The organism is Mycobacterium sp. NGS27, from assembly GCF_059813005.1.
Window position 1 is genome coordinate 478,558 of the sequence record NZ_JCALDT010000005.1, and the last position, 19,886, is coordinate 498,443.

Sequence of the window (19,886 nt, forward strand, 5' to 3'; positions counted from 1 at the left end):
GCAGTGTAGTTGTTTTGCCCGGCAAAGGCGGATCACGCGTATTCTTGCCGCATGCCCGCGGCGTTGCTTTGGCTAATATTCGCGCTGGTGCTGGCCGGCGCGGAGGCGCTCACCGGTCATTTGTTTCTGGTGATGCTCGGCGGCGGCGCACTGGCCGCGGCGCTCACCAGTTGGCTCACCGACTTCCCGGTGTGGGCGAACGGGGCGGTGTTCCTGGTCGTGTCGGTGCTGCTGCTGGTGCTGGTTCGCCCGCCGCTGAAGCGGCGGCTGACGCCGGCCGCGGCGCCCACTCTGGGAATCGAGGCGCTGCGCGGCAAAACCGCGCTGGTGCTGCAACGGGTCGGGCGCGACGCGGGCCAGGTCAAACTCGACGGCCAGGTGTGGTCCGCGCGCCCGCTCAACGAGGCCGACGTCTACGAACCCGGCGAGCCGGTCACCGTCATGCAGATCGACGGCGCCACCGCGGTCGTCTTCAAGAGCGGTCTGTAGCGACCGCAAAGAGCTTCAGCGAGAAAGGAATTCCTATGGTTGCTGGTTTGGTGCTGCTGGCCGTTCTGGTGATCTTCGCGATCGTCGTGGTGGCCAAGTCCGTGGCGCTGATACCTCAGGCGGAGGCGGCGGTGATCGAACGGCTGGGACGGTACAGCCGCACCGTCAGCGGGCAACTGACCTTGTTGGTGCCGTTCATCGATCGGGTTCGCGCGCGGGTGGATCTGCGTGAGCGGGTGGTGTCGTTCCCGCCGCAGCCGGTGATCACCGAGGACAACTTGACCCTCAACATCGACACCGTGGTGTACTTCCAGGTCACCGTTCCCCAGGCGGCCGTCTACGAGATCAGCAACTACATCGTCGGCGTCGAGCAGCTCACCACCACCACGCTGCGCAACGTCGTCGGCGGCATGACGCTCGAGCAGACGCTGACCTCGCGCGATCAGATCAACGGGCAGCTGCGCGGCGTGCTCGACGAGGCGACCGGCCGCTGGGGGTTGCGGGTCGCCCGCGTGGAACTGCGCAGCATCGATCCGCCCCCGTCGATCCAGGCGTCGATGGAAAAGCAGATGAAGGCCGACCGCGAGAAGCGGGCGATGATCCTGACCGCCGAAGGTATGCGCGAGGCGGCGATCAAGGAGGCCGAGGGCAACAAGCAGGCGCAGATCCTGGCCGCCGAGGGTGCCAAGCAGGCCGCCATCCTGGCCGCCGAGGCCGACCGGCAGTCCCGGATGCTGCGCGCCCAGGGTGAACGCGCCGCGGCGTACCTGCAGGCGCAGGGCCAGGCGAAGGCGATCGAGAAGACGTTCGCGGCGATCAAGGCCGGCCGGCCCACCCCCGAGATGCTGGCCTACCAGTACCTGCAGACGTTGCCGGAGATGGCGCGCGGTGACGCCAACAAGGTGTGGGTGGTGCCCAGTGACTTCAACGCGGCGTTGCAGGGCTTCACCAAGCTGCTGGGAACCCCGGGCCAGGACGGCGTGTTCCGCTTCCAGCCATCGCCCGTCGATGACGCGCCCAAGCACAGCGCCGACGACGACGCCGACGTCGCCGACTGGTTCTCCACCGAAACCGACCCCGCGATCGCCCAGGCGGTGGCCAAGGCGGAGGCGATCGCCCGCCAGCCGGCAGATGGCCCGGCCGGGGAGCTCACTCCCTAGGATTGCGGAATGAGCGTGTTGACTTCCCCGAAGACCTACACGGCGCTCGGCGTGTTCCACGCCGCCGACGCAGTAGCGTGCGGCGTCCAGGTGGCACCCATCAAGAAGGTCCTCGACACCGTGGGCGTTCCGGAGAACATCCGGCCCGTGCTGCCGGTGGTCAAAGCGGCCGCCGCGGTGGGATTGCTGTCGGTCAACCGGTTTCCCGCTCTGGCGCGCCTGACGACTGCGATGCTGACGTTGTACTTCGTACTGGCGGTCGGCGCGCATGTCCGGGTGCGCGACAAAGTCGTCAACGGCCTTCCGGCCGCGCTGTTCCTGGCGCTGGTCGCCGCGATGACGATCAAGGGACCCGACGAGAACTAGTCCAGGCGCAGCTCGACCAGCGGCAGCGGAGTGTCCGTGTCGGTGATCGGGACGCCGAGCGTGTCTTCGAGCACCGGGCGCATCCGCTCCCACGCTTTGGGGTGGCGGGTTCGGTAGGCGGCCAGGGTGCGATCGGCTTCCGGGGTGGTCAGCACGCGCGCCGCGGCGGTCCTGGGCGCGTGGCTGCCGACGTACACGCGCACCCGGGGATTGGCTTCGATGTTGCGGAACCACTGGGCTTTTCGGCCGAAGCCCGAAGCCACCACGTAGCTGTCTGCCGCCGGGTGGTCGACGACTTCCAGCGCGGCATAGCGCGGCATGCCCGACTTGCGGCCGGTGTGCTCGAGCAACAGGATGCGCGAGCCGAACAGCGCGCCCGCGCGGGCTTTGTAGATCCAGATCGGCGCGCGCATGAGGCGACGCGAGCGCAGCAGCCGTGCGGCGAGGCTGGCGGGAAACGACGATCGATCTCGTGGCACCTTCCCATCCTGCACTGCGGCGGGCTCGGCCATGCGGGTTAGGGGTGCGGGGTGGGTGGCGTCGTCGGTGAGGGCGGTGCCACCGAACCCTCGCCCGGGGGCCAGAAGCCACGCGGGGGCCCCGGCGGCCCGGGCGGCGGAGCGAATCCGAAGCCGCCCGGCATGGGTCCGCCCATCGGCGGAAGCGGGGGGCCGTGGAACGGTGGCGCCGCGAGCATCGGCGGTGGGCCGGGGGGCGGCGGCGGGGGCGGGGGCGGTCCGACGCTGACGATCCACGCGAACGCGATCGCCGCGACGGTGCCGACCGCGCCGAGCAGCGCGCCTCCTACCCCGGCGCCGATCACCACGCCGGTGGGGTAGCGACGGCGCTCGGGTGCGACAGGCGCGACCGGCGGGGGCGCGGGTGGATCGGTGATGATGTCGTCATTCGTGGTCATGTGACGGACATTAAGGGCCGGGGCTGAAGTGGATCTGAAGAAAATCGGCTCCGGCCCACCCCGGCCTTCAGGTTCGTTTCAGCACCGGCGTCGACAATGGGCGTATGACGGATTGCCCCCGTGCGGTCGCCGGCCAGTTCAGTGTTGGCGCGCCGCGGGTGTTGGTCGTCGAAGACTCCGAGACCATCAGGGAGATGGTCGGCGAAGCCCTCACCGATGTCGGCTATCACACCGAGGCACGGTGCGACGGTGACGAATTGGAGGAGGTTCTCGACGGGATGCGGCCCGACCTGGTGGTGCTCGACGTAATGCTGCCGGGGCGTGACGGCTTCGAGCTGATCGACGTGATTCGTGAATGGGGCGACGTCGGGATCGTGTTGATCACGGCGCGCGACGGGCTGCCGGACCGGCTGCGCGGACTCGACGGCGGCGCCGACGACTACGTCATCAAGCCATTCGAGCTTGCCGAACTGGTGTCGCGGGTCGGCGCGGTGCTACGCCGGCGCGGACGGCTGTCCCAGGTGATTCAGGTTGGCGACGTCACGCTGGACCTCGGCGCCGGTGTGGCGGCGCGCGACGGTCACCCGCTGAATCTGACCGCAACCGAGCTGCGGGTGCTGACGTTTCTGGTGGAGCAGCGCGGCCGAATCGTCAGCGCAAGCCAGATCCTGAACGGAGTATGGGGCTACGACGCCTACGACCCCAACCTGGTGCAGGTCCACGTCAGTGGACTGCGGCGCAAGTTAGAGGCGTACGGGCCGAGAATTTTGCACACCGTGCGCGGCATCGGCTACCGCCTGCGGGCCGAGCGGTCATGACGGCCGCGACGACGACGCCGACCCCGTCCCTGCAACGCCGCGTGACCCTGGTGGTGCTCGCGCTGCTGGCCGTTTTGCTGATGGTGCTCGGGGTCACCATCGACATCACCATGGGCGTTCTCGCTCACCGCAATCTGCACGACCGGCTGCTGGCCGCGACATCGCGCGCCGACGCGTTGAGCGCCGCACACACCTCACCCGATCTGCTCGCCGCCGAACTCAACGGCGGCGGTATTCGCGCGCTCGTGGTCACCGCCGGCGGCGTCGCCTACGGCGACCGCGGGATCAGCCCCGAGCTCAGTGACGGCGAGGTGGAACCGCCACCGCTGTATCCGCCACCGCCGCCCTACCCGCCGCCGCCTTACCCGCCGTATCCGCCGTATCCGCCACCGCCACCGCCGCCCGGTCCTCCGCCGGATGCCACCGCGACGGCCGTCGTGCATCCGCTGCCCGACGGCAGCCGGGTGGTCTTGGTCGCCGACACCACGCAGACCACGCAGGTGGCGCATCAGCTGCGCGGCCTGATGATCGGGGCGGGCCTGGCCACCCTGCTGCTCGCGGCGCTGCTACTGGTTGCGGTCAGCCGAGCAGCGCTGCGCCCGCTGGACCGGCTCACCGCGCTGGCCAACGCCATCACCACCGGGGACCGCGGCCGGCGACTGCACCCGGATCGCACCGGCACCGAACTCGGCCGCGCCGCAAGCGCTTTCGACGGCATGCTGGACGCACTGGAAATGTCCGAGCGCCGCTCCCAGCGCGCCGCCGATACCGCGCAGCGCGCGGAGTCGGCGACCCGGCGATTTCTCGTCGACGCCGCCCACGAATTGCGCACCCCGATCGCCGGCATTCAGGTCGCCGCCGAACAACTCGCTCACGGCGCCTCCGAACATCGAGGGCAATACCGTCGGGCGAGCCTGCTGCTCTCCGACGCCCGCCGCGCCGGACGACTCGTCTCCGACATGCTCGACCTGAGCCGCATCGACGCCGGGCTTGCGCTCGAGCTGCACGACGTCGACGTCGCCGCCGTTCTCGACGGCGAAGCCGACCGCGCCGCCATGCTGGCGCCGCAGATCAGCGTCACCCGCACCGGCCTGACCACGTTGAATCTCAACGTCGACGCGATCCGCCTGTCGCAGATCGTGTCGAACCTGCTCGACAATGCCCGCCGGTACACGCCGGCCGGCGGCGCCATCATCGTTGACCTTCGCGCAGCCGAGGTCTTGACGGAAATCACCGTCACCGATACCGGGCCGGGCATCCCGGATGACCAGCGAGACAACATCTTCGAGCGGCTGGTGCGCCTGGATTCGGGCCGCGCCCGCGACCACGGCGGCGCCGGCCTGGGCCTGGCGATCGCGCGGGCGTTGGCGCGCGCTCACGGTGGCGAACTGGTGTGCCTGCCGCACCACGGCGGTGCTCAATTCCGGCTCACCCTGCCGACCACATCGAAAACCGACCGCGCAGTGAGCGATGGCCGTCTCAATCCGTCGGATTGAGACGGCCACCTCGGCGCTGCTATCGCGCCGCCGTCATTAGAAGCCCGGCGGCGGCGGCCGGAATGGTCCCCCCGGGGGCGGTGGGCCCAGTGGACCACCCGGAGGAGGCGGCGGCCCGCCCGGACCGCCCGGTCCCGGGCCCCACGGTTGCCCCGGGCCCGGTGGCGGCGGCGGGGGTGGATCCGCACTCGCCATCGCGGCGCCGAAGCCCGCCGCCGCGACCCCGAGCGCACCCGCGAGCAGTGAACCAGCGATTACTTGTCTCACCTTCACCCGATTCATCCATCCTGTCTGTCGATGCTGTTCAACCGATCAACTCGCCCCTCGTCACCGAGTTGGAGGCGATAACGCGACGGTAGAAACTCAGCCTGAAGCGGACCTGAAGATCAGACGTTGCCTATCGCCGCCGGGCGAAATCGGCGATCAGCCGATGGTGGCGGGCTCGGGGGAGCGCTCGTCACCGACGGGACCGTGCGCCCGGCGGTGGTGGCTACGGAAGTGGCGGATCTCTACGACGAGCCCTGCCAGACCCAGAGCGCTGGTGATCGCCGACACCAGATACAGCAGCGCGCTGATGTGACCGGCGAGCGCATCGCCAAGGACCACCACGGCGGTGGTGCCGGGCAGTAACCCGACCAGCGTCGCGACCGCGTAGGGCAGCACCCGCACGCTCGACGCGCCTGCGGCGTAGTTAAGGGCCGAGAACGGCACGGCGGGAATCAGCCTCAGCGACAAGATGGCCAGCCAGCCGCGTTGTCGCAGGCGCTGTTCCACCGAGTCAATCGATCGGTGGCGCACCAAGCGATTCAGCCGCCACCCGACTGCGCGCACCAGCAGCATCGCGATCATCGCACTTGCGGTGCTGGCGATCACCGCGATTGCGACGCCCAGCAGTGGGCCGAACAGCAGTCCGGCCGCCAGAGTGAACGCCGTGCGCGGAACGGGCACCACCGTCACGACGATGTGGGCGAGAAGGAACGCCAGCGGAAACCACGGTCCGACGGAGTGCGCCCAGTCGCGCATCTGCACGGGCGACGGGAGCGGCAACCACGACGCCAACACCACCAGCGCTGTGATGCCCACCACTGTCCAGGCGATCCGCGACCGGGACACGCCTCGCGCGGCGACGCCGATGGCGCAGCCGATATCGCGAAGCGTTTCGGTGATTTTGCTGGTGGCGGAACCCGGCACGGCTTCCTAGGGTACGGGCCGTAGATGAATAAGCCGTTTCCCGAGGGTGGCGTTTCCTCCGAAATCGGCAACGCCCGCCGCAAGTGGCGGTTTTTTGCGACGAGCGGTCATCAATTAGCCTCAGTAGCTAAGTGGTACCCCCAGAGCAGTAGCCCAAATGCTGGGAAAAGGGAGCAATCGGTGTCCATTGATGTACCCGAGCTCGCCGACCTAGAACAGGTTCGCGGGCGTTGGCGCAGTGCGGTCGCCGGTGTGCTGGCCAAAAGCACCCGGAAGGACCCCGATCAGTTGGGAGACGCGCCCGAGCGGCTGCTGGAAACCCCCACCTACGACGGAATCGCGGTCCGCGCGCTCTACACCGCGCTCGACGAACTGCCAGAGCCGCCGCTGCCGGGCGAGTGGCCGTATGTGCGCGGCGGTGACGCAGCGCGGGACGTCAAATCCGGCTGGAAGGTCGCCGAGGCCTTCCCGGCTACCCCGGTACCCGGCGTCGCGGCCAAGGACGTGAACTCCGCGGTGCTGGACGCGCTGGGCAATGGGGCCGGCGCCGTGGTGCTGCGGATCGGTGAATCGGGTGTGGCACCCGATCAGCTGGGGGAGACGCTCGAGGGTGTCTACCTGAGCATGGCGCCGCTGATCCTGCAAGCCGGCGCCGACTACCTGGCGGCCAGCGACGTGGCGCTTGCGCTGGCGGACGGGGTGGAACCTGATCAGCGCGCCACCCTGTCGATCGACCTGGGCGGCGACCCGCTGAGCGCGACACACAGTGACCGACCGGCGCCGACGATCGAAGACGTGATCGCCGTGGCCAAGCGGGCCGCCGGTCGGACCGGGGTGCGCGCGATCACCATCGACGGGCCGGCGTTTCACAACCTCGGCGCCAACGCGACGTGGGAGCTCGCCGCCGGTGTCGCGGCCGCCGTGAGTTACTTGCGGGTGCTCACCGAATCGGGGTTGTCGATCCGCGAGGCGTTGGGGCAGATCAGCTTCCGATTCGCCGCCGACGACGACCAGTTCATGACGATCGCCAAGTTCCGCGCCGCGCGCAATCTTTGGGCGCGGGTCGCCGAGGTTGTCGGCGAGCCGGACGCCGGCGCGGCCGTGGTCCACGCCGAGACGTCGCTGCCGATGATGACCCAGCGCGACCCGTGGGTGAACATGCTGCGCTGCACCCTGGCCGCCTTCGGCGCCGGTGTCGGCGGCGCTGACTCGCTGCTGGTATTTCCGTTCGACGTCGCGATCGACGGCGGATTCCCGGGCATAGCAACGAGTTTCGCCCGTCGCATCGCGCGCAACACGCAGCTGTTGCTTCTCGAAGAGTCACACGTGGGCCGGGTGTTGGACCCGGCCGGTGGTTCCTGGTTCGTCGAGGACCTGACCCTGCGCCTGGCCGAGCGGGCCTGGGAGCATTTCCAGGCCATCGAGGCCCACGGCGGATTCACGAAAGCCCGCGACCTCATCGTCGGCCAGATCGCCGAGGTCGCCGCCCGTCGCAGCGACGACATCGCGCACCGCCGGACCGCGATCACCGGCGTCAACGAATTTCCCGACCTCACCGAAGCTCCTCTGCCGCAAAGCGACTCGTCGTATTCGCCGCTGGCGGCCGGAAACCTGGTGCGTTACGCGGCGGAATTCGAGGCGCTGCGGGACCGATCGGATGCGTACCTGGACCGCACCGGATCGCGCCCGAAGGTGCTGTTGCTGCCGTTGGGCCCGTTGGCCGAGAACAACATTCGCGCAACGTTTGCCTCGAACCTGCTGGCTTCCGGTGGCATCGAGGCGATCAACCCGGGCACGGTCGACGCCGACAGCGTCGCGCCGGCGGTGGCGGACGCGGGATCGCTGGCGGCGGCGGTCATCTGCGGCACCGACAAGCGCTACCAGGACGAGGCCTCGGACGTCGTGCGGGCGGCGCGGGACGCCGGCACCGCGCGCGTCTATCTGGCCGGGCCGGACAAGGCCGTGGCCGGCGCCGAGCACCAACCGGACCAATTCCTGACCGCGAAAATCAATGCGGTCGAAGCTCTGTCGGATCTGCTCACAAGGCTGGGGGCGTAGTTAGATGACGACCACTGCACCTGCGGTCGGCAGCTTCGCCGACGTGCCGCTGCACGGCGAGCGGACTGTCACGCCGCCGAACCAGGCCGCCGTCGAGGAACACGTCGCCGCGGCCGCGGCCGCGCATCTGTACACGCCCGATCAACTGCAGTGGCAGACACCGGAGGACATCGACGTCAAACCGGTGTATATCGGCGCAGACCGGGCGGCGGTAGAGGCCGACGGGTACCCGCTGCACAGTTTCCCGGGCGAACCGCCGTTCGTGCGTGGACCCTACCCGACGATGTATGTGAACCAGCCGTGGACGATTCGGCAGTACGCCGGTTTCTCCACCGCCGCGGAGTCGAACGCCTTCTACCGGCGCAACCTGGCCGCGGGCCAGAAGGGCCTGTCGGTGGCCTTCGACCTGGCCACCCACCGCGGGTACGACTCCGATCACCCCCGCGTGCAGGGTGACGTCGGAATGGCCGGTGTGGCAATCGATTCCATTCTCGACATGCGCCAGCTGTTCGACGGTATCGACCTGTCGACGGTGTCGGTGTCGATGACCATGAACGGCGCGGTGCTGCCGATCCTGGCGCTGTACGTGGTGGCCGCCGAAGAGCAGGGCGTTGCGCCGGAGAAGCTGGCCGGCACCATTCAGAACGACATCCTCAAAGAGTTCATGGTGCGCAACACCTACATCTATCCGCCCAAGCCGTCGATGCGCATCATCTCCGACATCTTCGCCTATACCAGCGCGAAAATGCCGAAGTTCAACTCGATCTCGATCTCGGGCTACCACATCCAGGAAGCCGGTGCCACAGCCGATTTGGAGTTGGCCTACACGCTTGCCGACGGGGTCGACTACATCAAGGCCGGTTTGGACGCGGACCTGGACATCGACAAGTTCGCGCCCCGCCTGTCCTTCTTCTGGGGCATCGGGATGAACTTCTTCATGGAAGTCGCCAAGCTGCGGGCGGGCCGGCTGTTGTGGAGCGAGCTGGTCTCCCAGTTCGGCCCGAAGAACGCCAAATCGCTTTCGCTGCGCACACATTCGCAGACCTCCGGCTGGTCACTGACCGCGCAGGATGCCTTCAACAACGTCGCTCGCACCTGCATCGAGGCGATGGCCGCCACCCAGGGACACACGCAGTCGCTGCACACCAACGCGCTCGACGAGGCGCTCGCTCTGCCCACCGACTTCTCGGCTCGTATCGCCCGCAACACGCAGCTGGTGCTGCAGCAAGAGTCCGGCACCACGCGACCGATCGATCCGTGGGCGGGGTCGTATTACGTGGAATGGCTGACCCATCAGCTCGCCCAGCGGGCCCGCTCCCACATCGCCGAGGTCGCCGAGCACGGCGGCATGGCGCAGGCCATCAGCGACGGCATCCCCAAGCTGCGCATCGAGGAGGCGGCCGCGCGCACCCAGGCGCGCATCGACTCCGGTATCCAGCCGGTGATCGGGATCAACAAGTATCAGGTCGAAGAGGATCAAGAGGTCGAGGTCCTCAAGGTCGAGAACAGCCGGGTGCGCGCCGAGCAGCTGGCCAAGCTGAAGGAGCTGCGGGAAAGCCGTGACCAGTCGGCGGTGGACGCCGCGCTGGCGGAACTGTCGCGCGCGGCGGCCGCCCACGGTCGCGCCGGCGCGGACGGGTTGGGCAACAACCTGCTGGCCCTGGCCATCGACGCGGCGCGGCACAAGGCCACCGTCGGCGAGATCTCCGATGCGCTGGAGAAGGTGTATGGCCGGCACCAGGCGGAGATCCGTACTATCGCCGGGGTCTACCGCGACGAAGCTGGAAAGGCCACAAACATGGCAACCGCGACCGAACTCGTCGAGAAGTTCGCGGAAGCCGACGGCCGCCGCCCGCGAATCCTGGTCGCGAAGATGGGCCAGGACGGCCACGACCGCGGCCAGAAGGTGATCGCGACGGCCTTCGCGGACATCGGATTCGACGTCGACGTCGGTTCGCTGTTTTCCACGCCCGAGGAGGTGGCCCGCCAGGCCGCCGACAACGACGTGCACGTGGTCGGGGTGTCCTCGCTGGCGGCCGGCCATCTCACGCTGGTGCCCGCGCTGCGTGAGGCGATGGCCGACGTCGGACGGCCCGACATCATGATCGTGGTCGGGGGCGTCATCCCGCCGGGCGATTTCGACGAGCTCTACGAGGCCGGAGCCGCCGCCATCTTCCCGCCCGGGACGGTGATCGCCGACGCCGCAATCGGCTTGCTGCACAAGCTCGCCGAGCGGCTGGGTTACACCCTCGACTAAATGGCTTCCGAACGGAACGACTCTGTGGAGCGGTTGGCCGAGGCGGTTCGCGGCGGTGACCGCGCGGCGTTGCCGCGGGCCATCACGCTGCTGGAGTCGACCCGCGCGGACCATCGCGAACAAGCGCAGCGGCTGCTGCTGGAGCTGACCCCGGACGCCGGTGCCGCGTATCGGGTCGGCATCACCGGGATCCCCGGGGTGGGCAAGTCCACCAGCATCGAGGCCCTCGGGATGCACCTGATCGAACTGGGCCATCGGGTGGCGGTGCTAGCCGTCGACCCGTCGTCGACCCGCACCGGCGGCTCGATCCTGGGGGACAAGACCCGGATGGCGCGCCTGGCCATGCATCCGGATGCATACATCCGGCCGTCGCCCACGTCGGGCACCCTGGGCGGGGTTGCCAAGGCCACCCGCGAAGCGGCGGTCCTGCTGGCGGCCGCCGGTTTCGACGTGATCCTGATCGAGACCGTCGGGGTCGGTCAGTCCGAGGTGACCGTGGCGAACATGGTGGATACCTTCGTGTTGCTGACCCTGGCGCGCGGTGGCGATCAGCTCCAGGGCATCAAAAAGGGTGTGCTCGAATTGGCCGACATCGTCGTGGTGAACAAGGCCGACGGGGATCATCTCGCCGAAGCCCGCTCGGCGGCGCGCGAGCTGTCCGGGGCCATTCGGTTGATACATCCGCGCGAAACCCTTTGGCGGCCGCCCGTTCTCACGATGAGCGCGGCCGAGGGAACCGGCCTCGAGGAATTGTGGGACACCATCGAACGTCATCGGCAGGTCCTCACCGAGGCCGGGGAATTCGAGGCGCGCCGCCGGGCCCAGCTGGTCGACTGGACGTGGCAGATGGTGCGCGACACGGTGCTGGACCGACTGTTGTCCAGCCCGAAGGTTCGCACGATGCGCGCCGACATCGAACGGCAGGTCAAGGCGGGGGAGTTGACCCCCGCACTGGCGGCCCAGCAAATATTATCGGCAGCGTCAGAATAACGGATAGATAAACAATCTGATTACGCTCCTGCCGGGTGTGAAATCCAAGTAAATTCGAAAATGTGACGGTGGAAACCCGAGTCGATCGCCGCGCGGTCCCTGTCCACGACGACCTCGACGCGGGTCATCGTGTGTCCGGCGCGGCGGACTCACACTTCGGATGCGTCGTTCGCAGCTTTTCCAGCATGTTCCCCGCCCGCCGTTTCGGCGGCGGCGCGCTGGCCGTGTATCTCGACGGCCAACCCGTCGTGGACGTCTGGGCGGGGTGGGCCGACCGCGCCGGACGGCGGCCGTGGACGGCCGACACCGCCCCGATGGTTTTCTCGGCGACCAAGGGGATGGCCGCGACCGTCATCCACCGGCTCGCGGACCGCGGGCTGATCGATTACGAAGCTCCCGTCGCCGAGTATTGGCCGGCATTCGGGGCGAACGGCAAGGCCGACCTGACGGTGCGGCAGGTTATGCGTCACCAGGCCGGCCTGTCGGGCCTACGAGGCGCCACCGTGGACGAACTGCTCGATCACGTCGTGATGGAGGAAAAGCTGGCCGCGGCGGCTCCCGGCCGCCTACTGGGCAAATCGGCATACCATGCGCTGACGTTCGGCTGGCTGATGTCGGGCCTGGGCCGCGCCGTGACGGGCAAGGGCATGGGCACGCTGATCCGCGAGGAACTTGCCCAGCCGTTGGGCACAGACGGTCTGCACCTCGGCCGGCCGCCGGTTGAGGCGCCGACCCGGGTCGCCGAGATCATCGGCCCGCAGAGCGTGATCGGAAATCCTGTCCTGGGTTACGTGACTCGCAGGGTCGCCAACGAGTTGTCCGGGGCGTACCGGTCGATGTACTTCAAAGGTCTGACGGCCGCCGTCCGAGGCGACACTCCGCTGCTGGACGCGGAGATCCCGGCGGCCAACGGGGTAGCGACGGCGCGCGGGCTGGCCCGGATGTACGGCGCGATCGCCAACGGCGGCGAGGTTGACGGAACGCGTTTCCTGTCCCGTCAGCTGGTCGCGGGTCTGACCGGGGAGCGGAGCCTGCGCCCGGACCGAAACCTGTACGTGCCATTGGCTTTCCACCTGGGCTACCACAGCTTGCCGCTCGGTAATGTGATGCCCGGCTTCGGACATGTCGGTCTGGGTGGTTCCCTCGGCTGGACCGATCCGTCAAGCGGGGTGGCCTTCTCGCTGGTGCACAACCGGCTGCTGACACCGTTTGTGATGACCGATCACGCGGCGTTCGTCGGAATTTATGCGCTGATCCGCAAGGCCGCCGAGAGGGCGCGCAAGCGGGGCTTCGAACCGGTCACCGAATACGGTGCGCCCTACTTCGAGCCTGGAGCGGTCGCGGGCTGACCCTGATCACGGGCATCGGATCGCGGCCGGGGGGCAGGCGGCCCCTGACTAGTAGGACGGAAGCCTCGAGGGCCTCGGAATCGGGGCGGTGACCGCGTCGTCGCCGCCGAACCTCTCCCCGAGCAGTTCGCGCACGACCGGCCGCGGTGGCCGGGAGCGAAGCATCCGGCTGGGCGGACGGGTTCGAACGATCTGTGGCCACCAGAACCACCGTCCGAGCAGCGCCGCGATGGTCGGCGTCATGAACGAGCGAACCACCAACGTGTCGAACAGCAGCCCCAGACCGATGGTGGTGCCGACCTGACCGATGATGCGCAGATCGCTCGCCGCCATCGAGGCCATGGTGAAAGCGAAGACCAGGCCGGCATTCGTCACCACTTTGCCGGTGCCCGCCATCGCACGGATGATGCCGGTATTGATCCCGGTGCCTATTTCCTCTTTCATTCGGGACACCAGCAGCAGGTTGTAGTCAGATCCGACCGCCAACAGGACGATGACGGACATCGGAAGCACCATCCAGTGCAGTTTGAAGCCCAGAACGTACTGCCAGATCAGCACCGACAGGCCGAACGACGCGCCCAGGGACAGCGCCACCGTCCCGACGATCACCAGCGCGGCCACAAAGCTTCGGGTGAGGACCAGCATGATGATGAAAATGAGGCACAGCGCACCGATTCCCGCGATGTACAGGTCGTATTTCGCCCCATCGTGGAAATCTTTGAATGTCGACGCCGTCCCGGCGAGATAGACGTTGGCACTCTCGAGGGGCGTCGACTTGAGCGCCTCCTCTGCCGCCGTCTTGATCTTGTCGATCCTCGCGATGCCCTCGGGCGTGGCGGGGTCGCCCCGGTGCGAGATGATGAACCGCGCCGCTTTTCCATCCGGGGACAAGAACGACTCCATCGCCTTCTTGAAGTCCGCGTTGTCGAAAACCTCCGGCGGCAGATAGAACGAATCGTCGTTCTTAGCCTGGTCGAACGCCTGTCCCATGGCGGCGGCGTTTGAGGTCGATTCATCCATCCCGCCGAGCATCCCGGCCATGGTGCTGTGCATCTTCAGGATCATGTTCCTGGCGTCTTCAGCGAAGGCGATCAGCGGCGGAAATTGCTGCAGCAGCTGCGGCAACAGAGAGTCCAGATTCTCCAGATCCTTGATCAGGTCTTCCATCTTGTCGCTGAGCTCGTCGACACCGTCGAGCGTGTCGAAGATCGCTCTAAGCGAGTTGCATATCGGGATGTCGTAGCAATGCTTCTCCCAGTAGAAGTAGCTGCGAATCGGTCGGAAGAAGTCTTCAAAGTCCGAAACGTGGTCCCTCAACTCGTTCACCACACCGACCATCTCTTTCGTGACGCCGATCGAGTGATGAGTGATGTCGGTGAGTTGCGATTGCAATGCGTACAGGTGCTTCATCGTGGCGATCTGCGCCGTCATGATGTCTGCCTGCTTGAGCATGTCATCGGCACGCATCTGCATGTATTGCTGGTATTGCATCTGAGTCGCGTTTTTCAAACTGAGCAAAAACGGAATCGAGGTGTGTTCGATTGGCGTGCCCTCGGGCCGGGTTATGCCCTGCACCCGCGAAATGCCCGGAACGCGGAAAATCGCCTTGGCGACCTTGTGCAACACCAGAAAGTCCGCCGGGTTACGCAGGTCGTGATTCGATTCGAGAAGCAAAATCTCGGGCATCATCCGGGATTGCGAAAAGTGCCGATCCGCGGCCGCGTACCCGACGTTCGCCGGAATGTCTTTAGGGATATAGAGCTTGTCGTTGTAGCTCGTTCTATAGCCCGGGAGGGTCACCAGGCCGATCAGCGCGATCGCGATGGTTGCCACGAGAATCGGGCCGGGCCATCGAACGATCGCGGTGCCGATCCGGCGCCAGCGGCCGTAACCGATCGCACGCTTGGGGTCGAACAGACCGAACCCGCTCCCGAAGGTCAAAACCGCCGGCACCAGCGTGAGCGCCACCACGACCGCGACGACCATGCCCACTGCGCACGGCATGCCCATGGTCTGGAAGATCGGCATCCGGGTAAAACTCAGGCACATGATCGCCCCGGCGATCGTCAAACCAGATCCCAAGACGACGGGGGTGACCCCGCGGTACGTGGTGTGGTAAGCCGTTTCCGGGTGCTGGCCCGAATGACGGGCCTCCTGATATCGGCCGAGGAAAAAGATGGCGTAGTCGGTCCCGGCGGCCATTGCGAGGGCCGTGAGCAGGCTGGTCGCAAACGTCGAGAGCACCAGGATGTTGTGGTCACCGAGAAATGCGACGATTCCCCGGGCCGCCAGCACTTCGACTCCCACCGTGGCCAGCAACAGAACCACGGTGATGACCGACCGATAGACGAAAAGCAGTACCACGAAGATGATTACGGCGCCTATCGCGGTCATCTTCAGGATGGATCGGTCACCGCTTCGCTGCATATCCGAAACGAGCGCTGCGGGACCGGTGACATAAGCCTTGACGCCTGGTGGCGGCGGCGTTCGATTCACGATATCGCGGACCGCGGCCACCGATTCCTGCCCCAGGGTGGTGCCCTGGTTGCCCGCCAGATTGACCTGCACGTATGTGGCCATACGGTCGGGGCTTTGGGCACCCCCGGCCGTGAGTCGATCTCCCCACAGATCCTGCACATGCTGAACATGCTTCGGATCGGCCCTCAGATCGCGAATCAGTTTGTCGTAGTACGTGTGAGCATCGGGGCCGAGTGGCTGCTGCCCCTCGAGGACGACCATCGCGAAACTGTCGGAGTCGGATTCCTTGAAATCCCGGCCCATCCGCTTCATGGCCTGCACCGCCGGCGCGTCCTGGGGAGCCAGCGGCACGGAATGCTTTTGCCCGACATGCTCCAGCGAGGGAACCGCCAGGGTCACCACCGCGGCCAGCGCCACCCACGCCAAGATGATGGGCACGGACAGCCTGCGGATCATCCGCGCCAGGGCGGGCTCCCGAGAGTATTTGGTACTCATGCGGCGATCAGCTGGGAATTCCGCTACCGACGGGCGGCTGTTTCAGCAGGGCGCGCACCAACGGACGGGACCCCGTCGGCCGAAGCAAGGCGCTGGCGGGTCGGGGGCGTACCCGCTGCGGCCACCAGAACCAGCGTCCCAGCAGCGCGGCGATGGCCGGGGTCATGAACGCACGCACGATCAGCGTGTCGAACAGCAGACCCAGCCCGATCGTCGTGCCGATCTGGCCGATGATGACCAGGTCGCTGACGACCATTGATGCCATGGTGAACGCGAACACCAGGCCGGCGTTTGTCACGACCTTGCCGGTACCGCCCATGGCGCGGATGATGCCCGTCTTGATGCCGGCGCCCAATTCCTCTTGCATTCGCGCTACCAGCAACAGGTTGTAGTCTGAACCCACCGCCAGCAGTACCAGCACGGCCATGATGAGTACGAGCCAGTGTATCTGGATGCCGAGTAAGTACTGCCAGACCAGCACGGACAGCCCGAAGGATGCACCGAGCGACAGCAGAACCGTTCCCACGATGACCAACGCGGCGACGAAACTTCGCGTCACGATCAGCATGATGATGAAGATCAGGCAGACGGCCGCGACGCCCGCGATCAGCAGATCGTATTTGGATCCGTCGATGATGTCCTTCGTGAAGGCGGCGGTACCGGTGAGGTAAACCCTGGCGGATTCCAGCGGAGTCCCCTTGAGCGCCTCCTCGGCCGCACTCTTTATCGCGTCGACCCTCCCGATGCCCTCGGGCGACGCGGGATCGGCCTTCTGGGTGATGAGCATCCGAGCGGCCTTGCCGTCCGGCGACACGAAGATGTCCAGCACCCGTTTGAAGTCCGCATTCTTGAAGACCTCGGGCGCGATATAGAAAGAGTCGTCGTTCTTCGCGGCGTCGAAAGCCTTGCCCATGGCGGTCGAGTTACCGGCGGCCTCGTCCATCGATGAAAACATCCCGGACATGGTGCTGTGCATGGTCAGCATCATGGTTCGCATGCTCTGCATGGTCCCGATCATCGTCGGGAACTGCGCAACGATCTGCGGCATGATCAGGTCGATCTGATCGAGATCCGCGACCAGATCTCTCAACTTGTCGGTAATTTCGTCGACGCCGTCGAGTGTGTCGAAGATGGATCGCAGAGAAAAGCAGATCGGAATGTCGTAGCAGTGCTTCTCCCAGTAGAAGTAGCTGCGGATCGGCCGCCAGAAGTCCTCGAAATCCGAAATGTGATCACGCATCTCATTGGTGATCGCCTGCATGTCGTGCGTCTCGCCGACCATGTGATGAGTGGTCGTCATCAGCTGTTGCATCAGGCTGTACATGTGCTGCATGAGCGCGATCATTTTGGCCAGTTCGTCCGCCTGCACGAGCATGTCGTTCATGCGTTCCTTCTGGAACGGCATGATCTCGAGCTGTGCCGCGTTCTGCATGCCGATCATGAACGGTATCGAAGTGTGCGCGATCGGCGTGCCTTCCGGCCGCGTCAGACCCTGCACGGTGGAAATGCCTGGAACCGCGAGGACGCCCTTGGCGAGCTTGTCCAATACCAGTGCGTCCGCCGAGTTTCGCAGATCGTGATCGGACTCCACCATCAGAACCTCGGGCGACATCATCCGCGACGGCGGGAAATGCCGCTTCGCGGCGGCGAAGCCCTGCGCGGCGGGGATGTTCTTCGGGATGTAGTTCATGTCGTTGTAGCTCGGCCGGTAGCCCGGCAGCGTCAACAGCCCGATGAGCGCGACCGCCAAAGTCGCGAGGAGAATGGGCGCCGGCCACCGAACGATCGAGGTGCCGATCCGCCGCCATCGATGCGCCGTAATCCGTCGCTTCGGGTCGAAGAGGCCGAAACGGCTCCCCACATGGAGAACGGCGGGAACAAGCGTGAGGGCGACCGCGACGGCAACCACCACGCCGAGCGCGCAGGGAATCGCGAGAGCCTGGAAATGGGGGAGCCGGGTGAATTTGAGGCAGAAGAGTGCGCCGGCGATGGTCAAACCGGAGGCTAAAACAATCTTTGCGGTGCCGTGATATGTCGTGTAATAGGCCGCTTCCCGGTCCTCGCCGGCCTGACGCGCCTCATGATATCGGCCGAAGAAGAAGATGCCGTAGTCGGTTCCCGCCGCGATCCCGATTGACACCAGTAGATTAACGGCGAAAGTCGTAAGGCCGATGACTCCATGATCGCCGAGGAATGCCACAATTCCCCGGGCCACTTGCAGTTCTATCCCGACCATCAGCAACAACACGATGACGGTGACGATCGATCGGTAGACCAGCAGCAGCGTGATGAAGATGACCGCGAGGCTCACCGCGGTGATGAGGATGACCGTGCGGTCACCACTGTGGCCCATATCCGCAACGATCGCCGCGGGTCCGGTGACATACGCCTTGACACCCGGCGGCGCCTGTGTGCGGGCGACGATGTGCTCGAGGGCCAGGGTCGACTCGTTTGCCTCGCTCGTGCCCGGGTTGCCGCGCACGGCGACTTGCACATAAGCGGCCTTACCGTCGGCGCTCTGCGCAGCGCCCGCCGTAAGCGGATCGCCCCAGAAATTCTGGATGTGCTGCACGTGTTTCGGATCGGCCTGCAGCTGACGAATGATGTTGTTGTAGTAGCTGTGTGCAGCGTCGCCGAGAGGCTCCTGTCCCTCTAGGACGATGATCGCGCCGCTGCCGGAATTGCTTTCCTTGAATTTGTCGCCGATGCGCTTCGACGCCTTGAAGGAGGGCGCATCGCTGGGATCCAACGACATTGAATGGGTCTGCTCGACCTTCTCCAACGAAGGGATGGTGATGCCCATTAATACGACGAGCGCCACCCAGGCCAAAATGATCGGCACCGAGAATCGACGGATGGTCCGCGGAGCGAAGGGGGGCCTGGCCTGCTCGTCGCGCAACTGCTGCTCGTCGCGCAATTGTGGCCGGCTCATGCTGCCTTCAGCAGGCAGAAGGTGAAGGCGGCCGTTTCGTGAGTAGTCTTTTCGGCTTTGACCACGTTATCGACGAGAATGCGACAGCCGATGCTGTTCGTATCCCCTTGAGCCACAACGTTTCCGGCCGACGTTGCCGTGTTGATCGCGAACTCCAGAGACCACGGCAAGCTTACTTCCTTGAGGTGTTGGGGTTCGCCATTGACGTCGAAGTAGCTGATGGCGGCCACGGTCCCCGGCGGGCCGAAAACCTCGTATCGCAGATGCTTGGGGTTGAAGGGCTTGGAATCACCGGCCCTGGTGTCGGAATACGAGAGTTGCTTCTCGGAGCCGAAGATGCCGTGCAGTCGGGACACAGTGAAGCCTCCTGCAACGACCACGGCGAGAATGACCAGCGGCACCCACAGCCGCCCCAGAACTTTGAAAATCGAAAACCCCCGAGTTCGGCGGATCTCCCGAGACCCGCTCAGCGTTGGTGGCGCAGCGGGAGGCCGGCCCGCACGTCGCGGGAGGCCGCCTCGGCTGCCGGACTCCTGTCCAGTGTGCAAGGGAGCCGTGTCAGCGACATCGGAGTCGGCTCCAGCAACGTCTCGCACCCCCTGCTCGACCATCGCATCCAACCTTCCACCCGCGTCCACACTGGCGTATGTCAGTTGTTCGAACTTGCAACCTACACATCAATCGCGGTCCACCAAAGAGCAAGCACTTCGAGCATGGACGCCGCAGGTTAGCCGTGCGGCGATCACCTCAAATGTGCAGCGCATCAGGGACCGCGACCTGATTCTGACGAGTAAACCACGTGCGTGGTCTCCGTATCGGCACTTTCTCAACGCGATATTGGATCGTAATGCACAGTACGCCCGCGAAGGGTACCGCCGTCTGGGCCCGCGG

At 66.1% G+C, this 19,886-nt stretch carries 15 protein-coding genes; 9 read left to right on the plus strand and 6 right to left on the minus strand.

Features of this window, described 5'->3' with window-relative positions:
- The first annotated feature begins 51 nt into the window (after nucleotides 1-51).
- Genes AC5Y30_RS16800 through AC5Y30_RS16810 form a run of 3 tightly spaced genes read left to right on the plus strand, consistent with a single transcriptional unit; the run spans nucleotide 52 to nucleotide 2,015 of the window.
- The gene (locus AC5Y30_RS16800; RefSeq protein WP_499919782.1) at nucleotides 52-489 is read left to right on the plus strand and encodes an NfeD family protein; all 438 of its coding nucleotides are present in this window, start codon (nucleotides 52-54) and stop codon (nucleotides 487-489) included.
- Nucleotides 490-524: 35 nt separating this feature from the next.
- On the plus strand, nucleotides 525-1,649 hold the full coding sequence (locus tag AC5Y30_RS16805; protein ID WP_499919783.1) for an SPFH domain-containing protein: 1,125 nt from the start codon (nucleotides 525-527) through the stop codon (nucleotides 1,647-1,649).
- Between the two features lie 9 nt (nucleotides 1,650-1,658).
- A complete protein-coding gene (locus tag AC5Y30_RS16810) occupies nucleotides 1,659-2,015 on the plus strand; it encodes a DoxX family protein (RefSeq protein WP_499919784.1) in 357 nt (118 codons plus the stop codon).
- Here the strand turns inward: AC5Y30_RS16810 and AC5Y30_RS16815 are convergent.
- Nucleotides 2,012-2,428 carry a nitroreductase family deazaflavin-dependent oxidoreductase gene (locus AC5Y30_RS16815; RefSeq protein WP_499919848.1) on the minus strand — a complete coding sequence of 139 codons (417 nt, stop codon included), beginning with the start codon at nucleotides 2,426-2,428 and terminating at the stop codon, nucleotides 2,012-2,014. The two genes, AC5Y30_RS16810 and AC5Y30_RS16815, sit on opposite strands and share 4 nt — an antisense overlap.
- A gap of 104 nt (nucleotides 2,429-2,532) precedes the next feature.
- A complete protein-coding gene (locus AC5Y30_RS16820) occupies nucleotides 2,533-2,931 on the minus strand; it encodes a hypothetical protein (RefSeq protein ID WP_499919785.1) in 399 nt (132 codons plus the stop codon).
- Between the two features lie 104 nt (nucleotides 2,932-3,035).
- Here AC5Y30_RS16820 and AC5Y30_RS16825 point away from each other — a divergent pair, with 104 nt between their 5' ends.
- Both AC5Y30_RS16825 and AC5Y30_RS16830 read left to right on the plus strand, forming a co-directional pair.
- Nucleotides 3,036-3,749, plus strand: a complete 714-nt coding sequence (locus AC5Y30_RS16825) for a response regulator transcription factor (RefSeq protein WP_499919786.1) — start codon at nucleotides 3,036-3,038, stop codon at nucleotides 3,747-3,749.
- A complete protein-coding gene (locus tag AC5Y30_RS16830; RefSeq protein WP_499919787.1) occupies nucleotides 3,746-5,245 on the plus strand; it encodes a sensor histidine kinase in 1,500 nt (499 codons plus the stop codon). Before AC5Y30_RS16825 ends, AC5Y30_RS16830 begins: the two co-directional genes overlap by 4 nt.
- A 423-nt stretch (nucleotides 5,246-5,668) precedes the next feature.
- On the opposite strand, the gene AC5Y30_RS16835 is transcribed toward AC5Y30_RS16830, so the two are convergent.
- The gene (locus AC5Y30_RS16835; protein ID WP_499919788.1) at nucleotides 5,669-6,436 is read right to left on the minus strand and encodes a TVP38/TMEM64 family protein; all 768 of its coding nucleotides are present in this window, start codon (nucleotides 6,434-6,436) and stop codon (nucleotides 5,669-5,671) included.
- 180 nt (nucleotides 6,437-6,616) lie between these two features.
- On the opposite strand from AC5Y30_RS16835, the gene mutA reads away from it, so the two are divergent.
- From mutA to lipL, 4 genes are all read left to right on the plus strand, one after another.
- Nucleotides 6,617-8,494, plus strand: coding sequence for a methylmalonyl-CoA mutase small subunit (gene mutA / locus AC5Y30_RS16840; RefSeq protein ID WP_499919789.1), 1,878 nt, complete (start codon nucleotides 6,617-6,619; stop codon nucleotides 8,492-8,494).
- Between the two features lie 4 nt (nucleotides 8,495-8,498).
- The gene (scpA, locus tag AC5Y30_RS16845) at nucleotides 8,499-10,751 is read left to right on the plus strand and encodes a methylmalonyl-CoA mutase (protein ID WP_499919790.1); all 2,253 of its coding nucleotides are present in this window, start codon (nucleotides 8,499-8,501) and stop codon (nucleotides 10,749-10,751) included.
- Nucleotides 10,752-11,741 carry a methylmalonyl Co-A mutase-associated GTPase MeaB gene (meaB, locus tag AC5Y30_RS16850; RefSeq protein WP_499919791.1) on the plus strand — a complete coding sequence of 330 codons (990 nt, stop codon included), beginning with the start codon at nucleotides 10,752-10,754 and terminating at the stop codon, nucleotides 11,739-11,741.
- Nucleotides 11,742-11,803: 62 nt separating this feature from the next.
- Entirely contained in the window at nucleotides 11,804-13,090 is a 1,287-nt protein-coding gene (gene lipL / locus AC5Y30_RS16855) for an esterase/beta-lactamase LipL (protein WP_499919792.1), read from the plus strand.
- A gap of 48 nt (nucleotides 13,091-13,138) precedes the next feature.
- Here the strand turns inward: lipL and AC5Y30_RS16860 are convergent, their stop codons facing one another.
- The 3 genes from AC5Y30_RS16860 to AC5Y30_RS16870 are packed head-to-tail and all read right to left on the minus strand — an operon-like array spanning nucleotide 13,139 to nucleotide 19,411.
- Complete coding sequence (locus AC5Y30_RS16860) at nucleotides 13,139-16,063, minus strand: MMPL/RND family transporter (RefSeq protein ID WP_499919793.1); 2,925 nt, start codon at nucleotides 16,061-16,063, stop codon at nucleotides 13,139-13,141.
- 7 nt (nucleotides 16,064-16,070) lie between these two features.
- Nucleotides 16,071-18,995, minus strand: coding sequence for an MMPL/RND family transporter (locus tag AC5Y30_RS16865; RefSeq protein WP_499919794.1), 2,925 nt, complete (start codon nucleotides 18,993-18,995; stop codon nucleotides 16,071-16,073).
- Nucleotides 18,992-19,411 (minus strand): MmpS family transport accessory protein, encoded by a 420-nt coding sequence (locus AC5Y30_RS16870; protein ID WP_499919849.1) that lies wholly within the window; start codon nucleotides 19,409-19,411, stop codon nucleotides 18,992-18,994. The genes AC5Y30_RS16865 and AC5Y30_RS16870 overlap by 4 nt, the downstream gene beginning before the upstream one ends.
- Nucleotides 19,412-19,886 lie beyond the last annotated feature (475 nt).

Coding starts and splice junctions, on each gene's coding strand:
- AC5Y30_RS16815 (WP_499919848.1), bottom strand. CDS start 2,428: ATGCGCGCGCCGATCTGGATCTACAAAGCCCGCGCGGGCGCGCTGTTC.
- AC5Y30_RS16800 (WP_499919782.1), top strand. CDS start 52: ATGCCCGCGGCGTTGCTTTGGCTAATATTCGCGCTGGTGCTGGCCGGC.
- AC5Y30_RS16805 (WP_499919783.1), top strand. CDS start 525: ATGGTTGCTGGTTTGGTGCTGCTGGCCGTTCTGGTGATCTTCGCGATC.
- AC5Y30_RS16860 (WP_499919793.1), bottom strand. CDS start 16,063: ATGAGTACCAAATACTCTCGGGAGCCCGCCCTGGCGCGGATGATCCGC.
- AC5Y30_RS16865 (WP_499919794.1), bottom strand. CDS start 18,995: ATGAGCCGGCCACAATTGCGCGACGAGCAGCAGTTGCGCGACGAGCAG.
- scpA (WP_499919790.1), top strand. CDS start 8,499: ATGACGACCACTGCACCTGCGGTCGGCAGCTTCGCCGACGTGCCGCTG.
- meaB (WP_499919791.1), top strand. CDS start 10,752: ATGGCTTCCGAACGGAACGACTCTGTGGAGCGGTTGGCCGAGGCGGTT.
- AC5Y30_RS16810 (WP_499919784.1), top strand. CDS start 1,659: ATGAGCGTGTTGACTTCCCCGAAGACCTACACGGCGCTCGGCGTGTTC.
- AC5Y30_RS16830 (WP_499919787.1), top strand. CDS start 3,746: ATGACGGCCGCGACGACGACGCCGACCCCGTCCCTGCAACGCCGCGTG.
- AC5Y30_RS16820 (WP_499919785.1), bottom strand. CDS start 2,931: ATGACCACGAATGACGACATCATCACCGATCCACCCGCGCCCCCGCCG.
- AC5Y30_RS16825 (WP_499919786.1), top strand. CDS start 3,036: ATGACGGATTGCCCCCGTGCGGTCGCCGGCCAGTTCAGTGTTGGCGCG.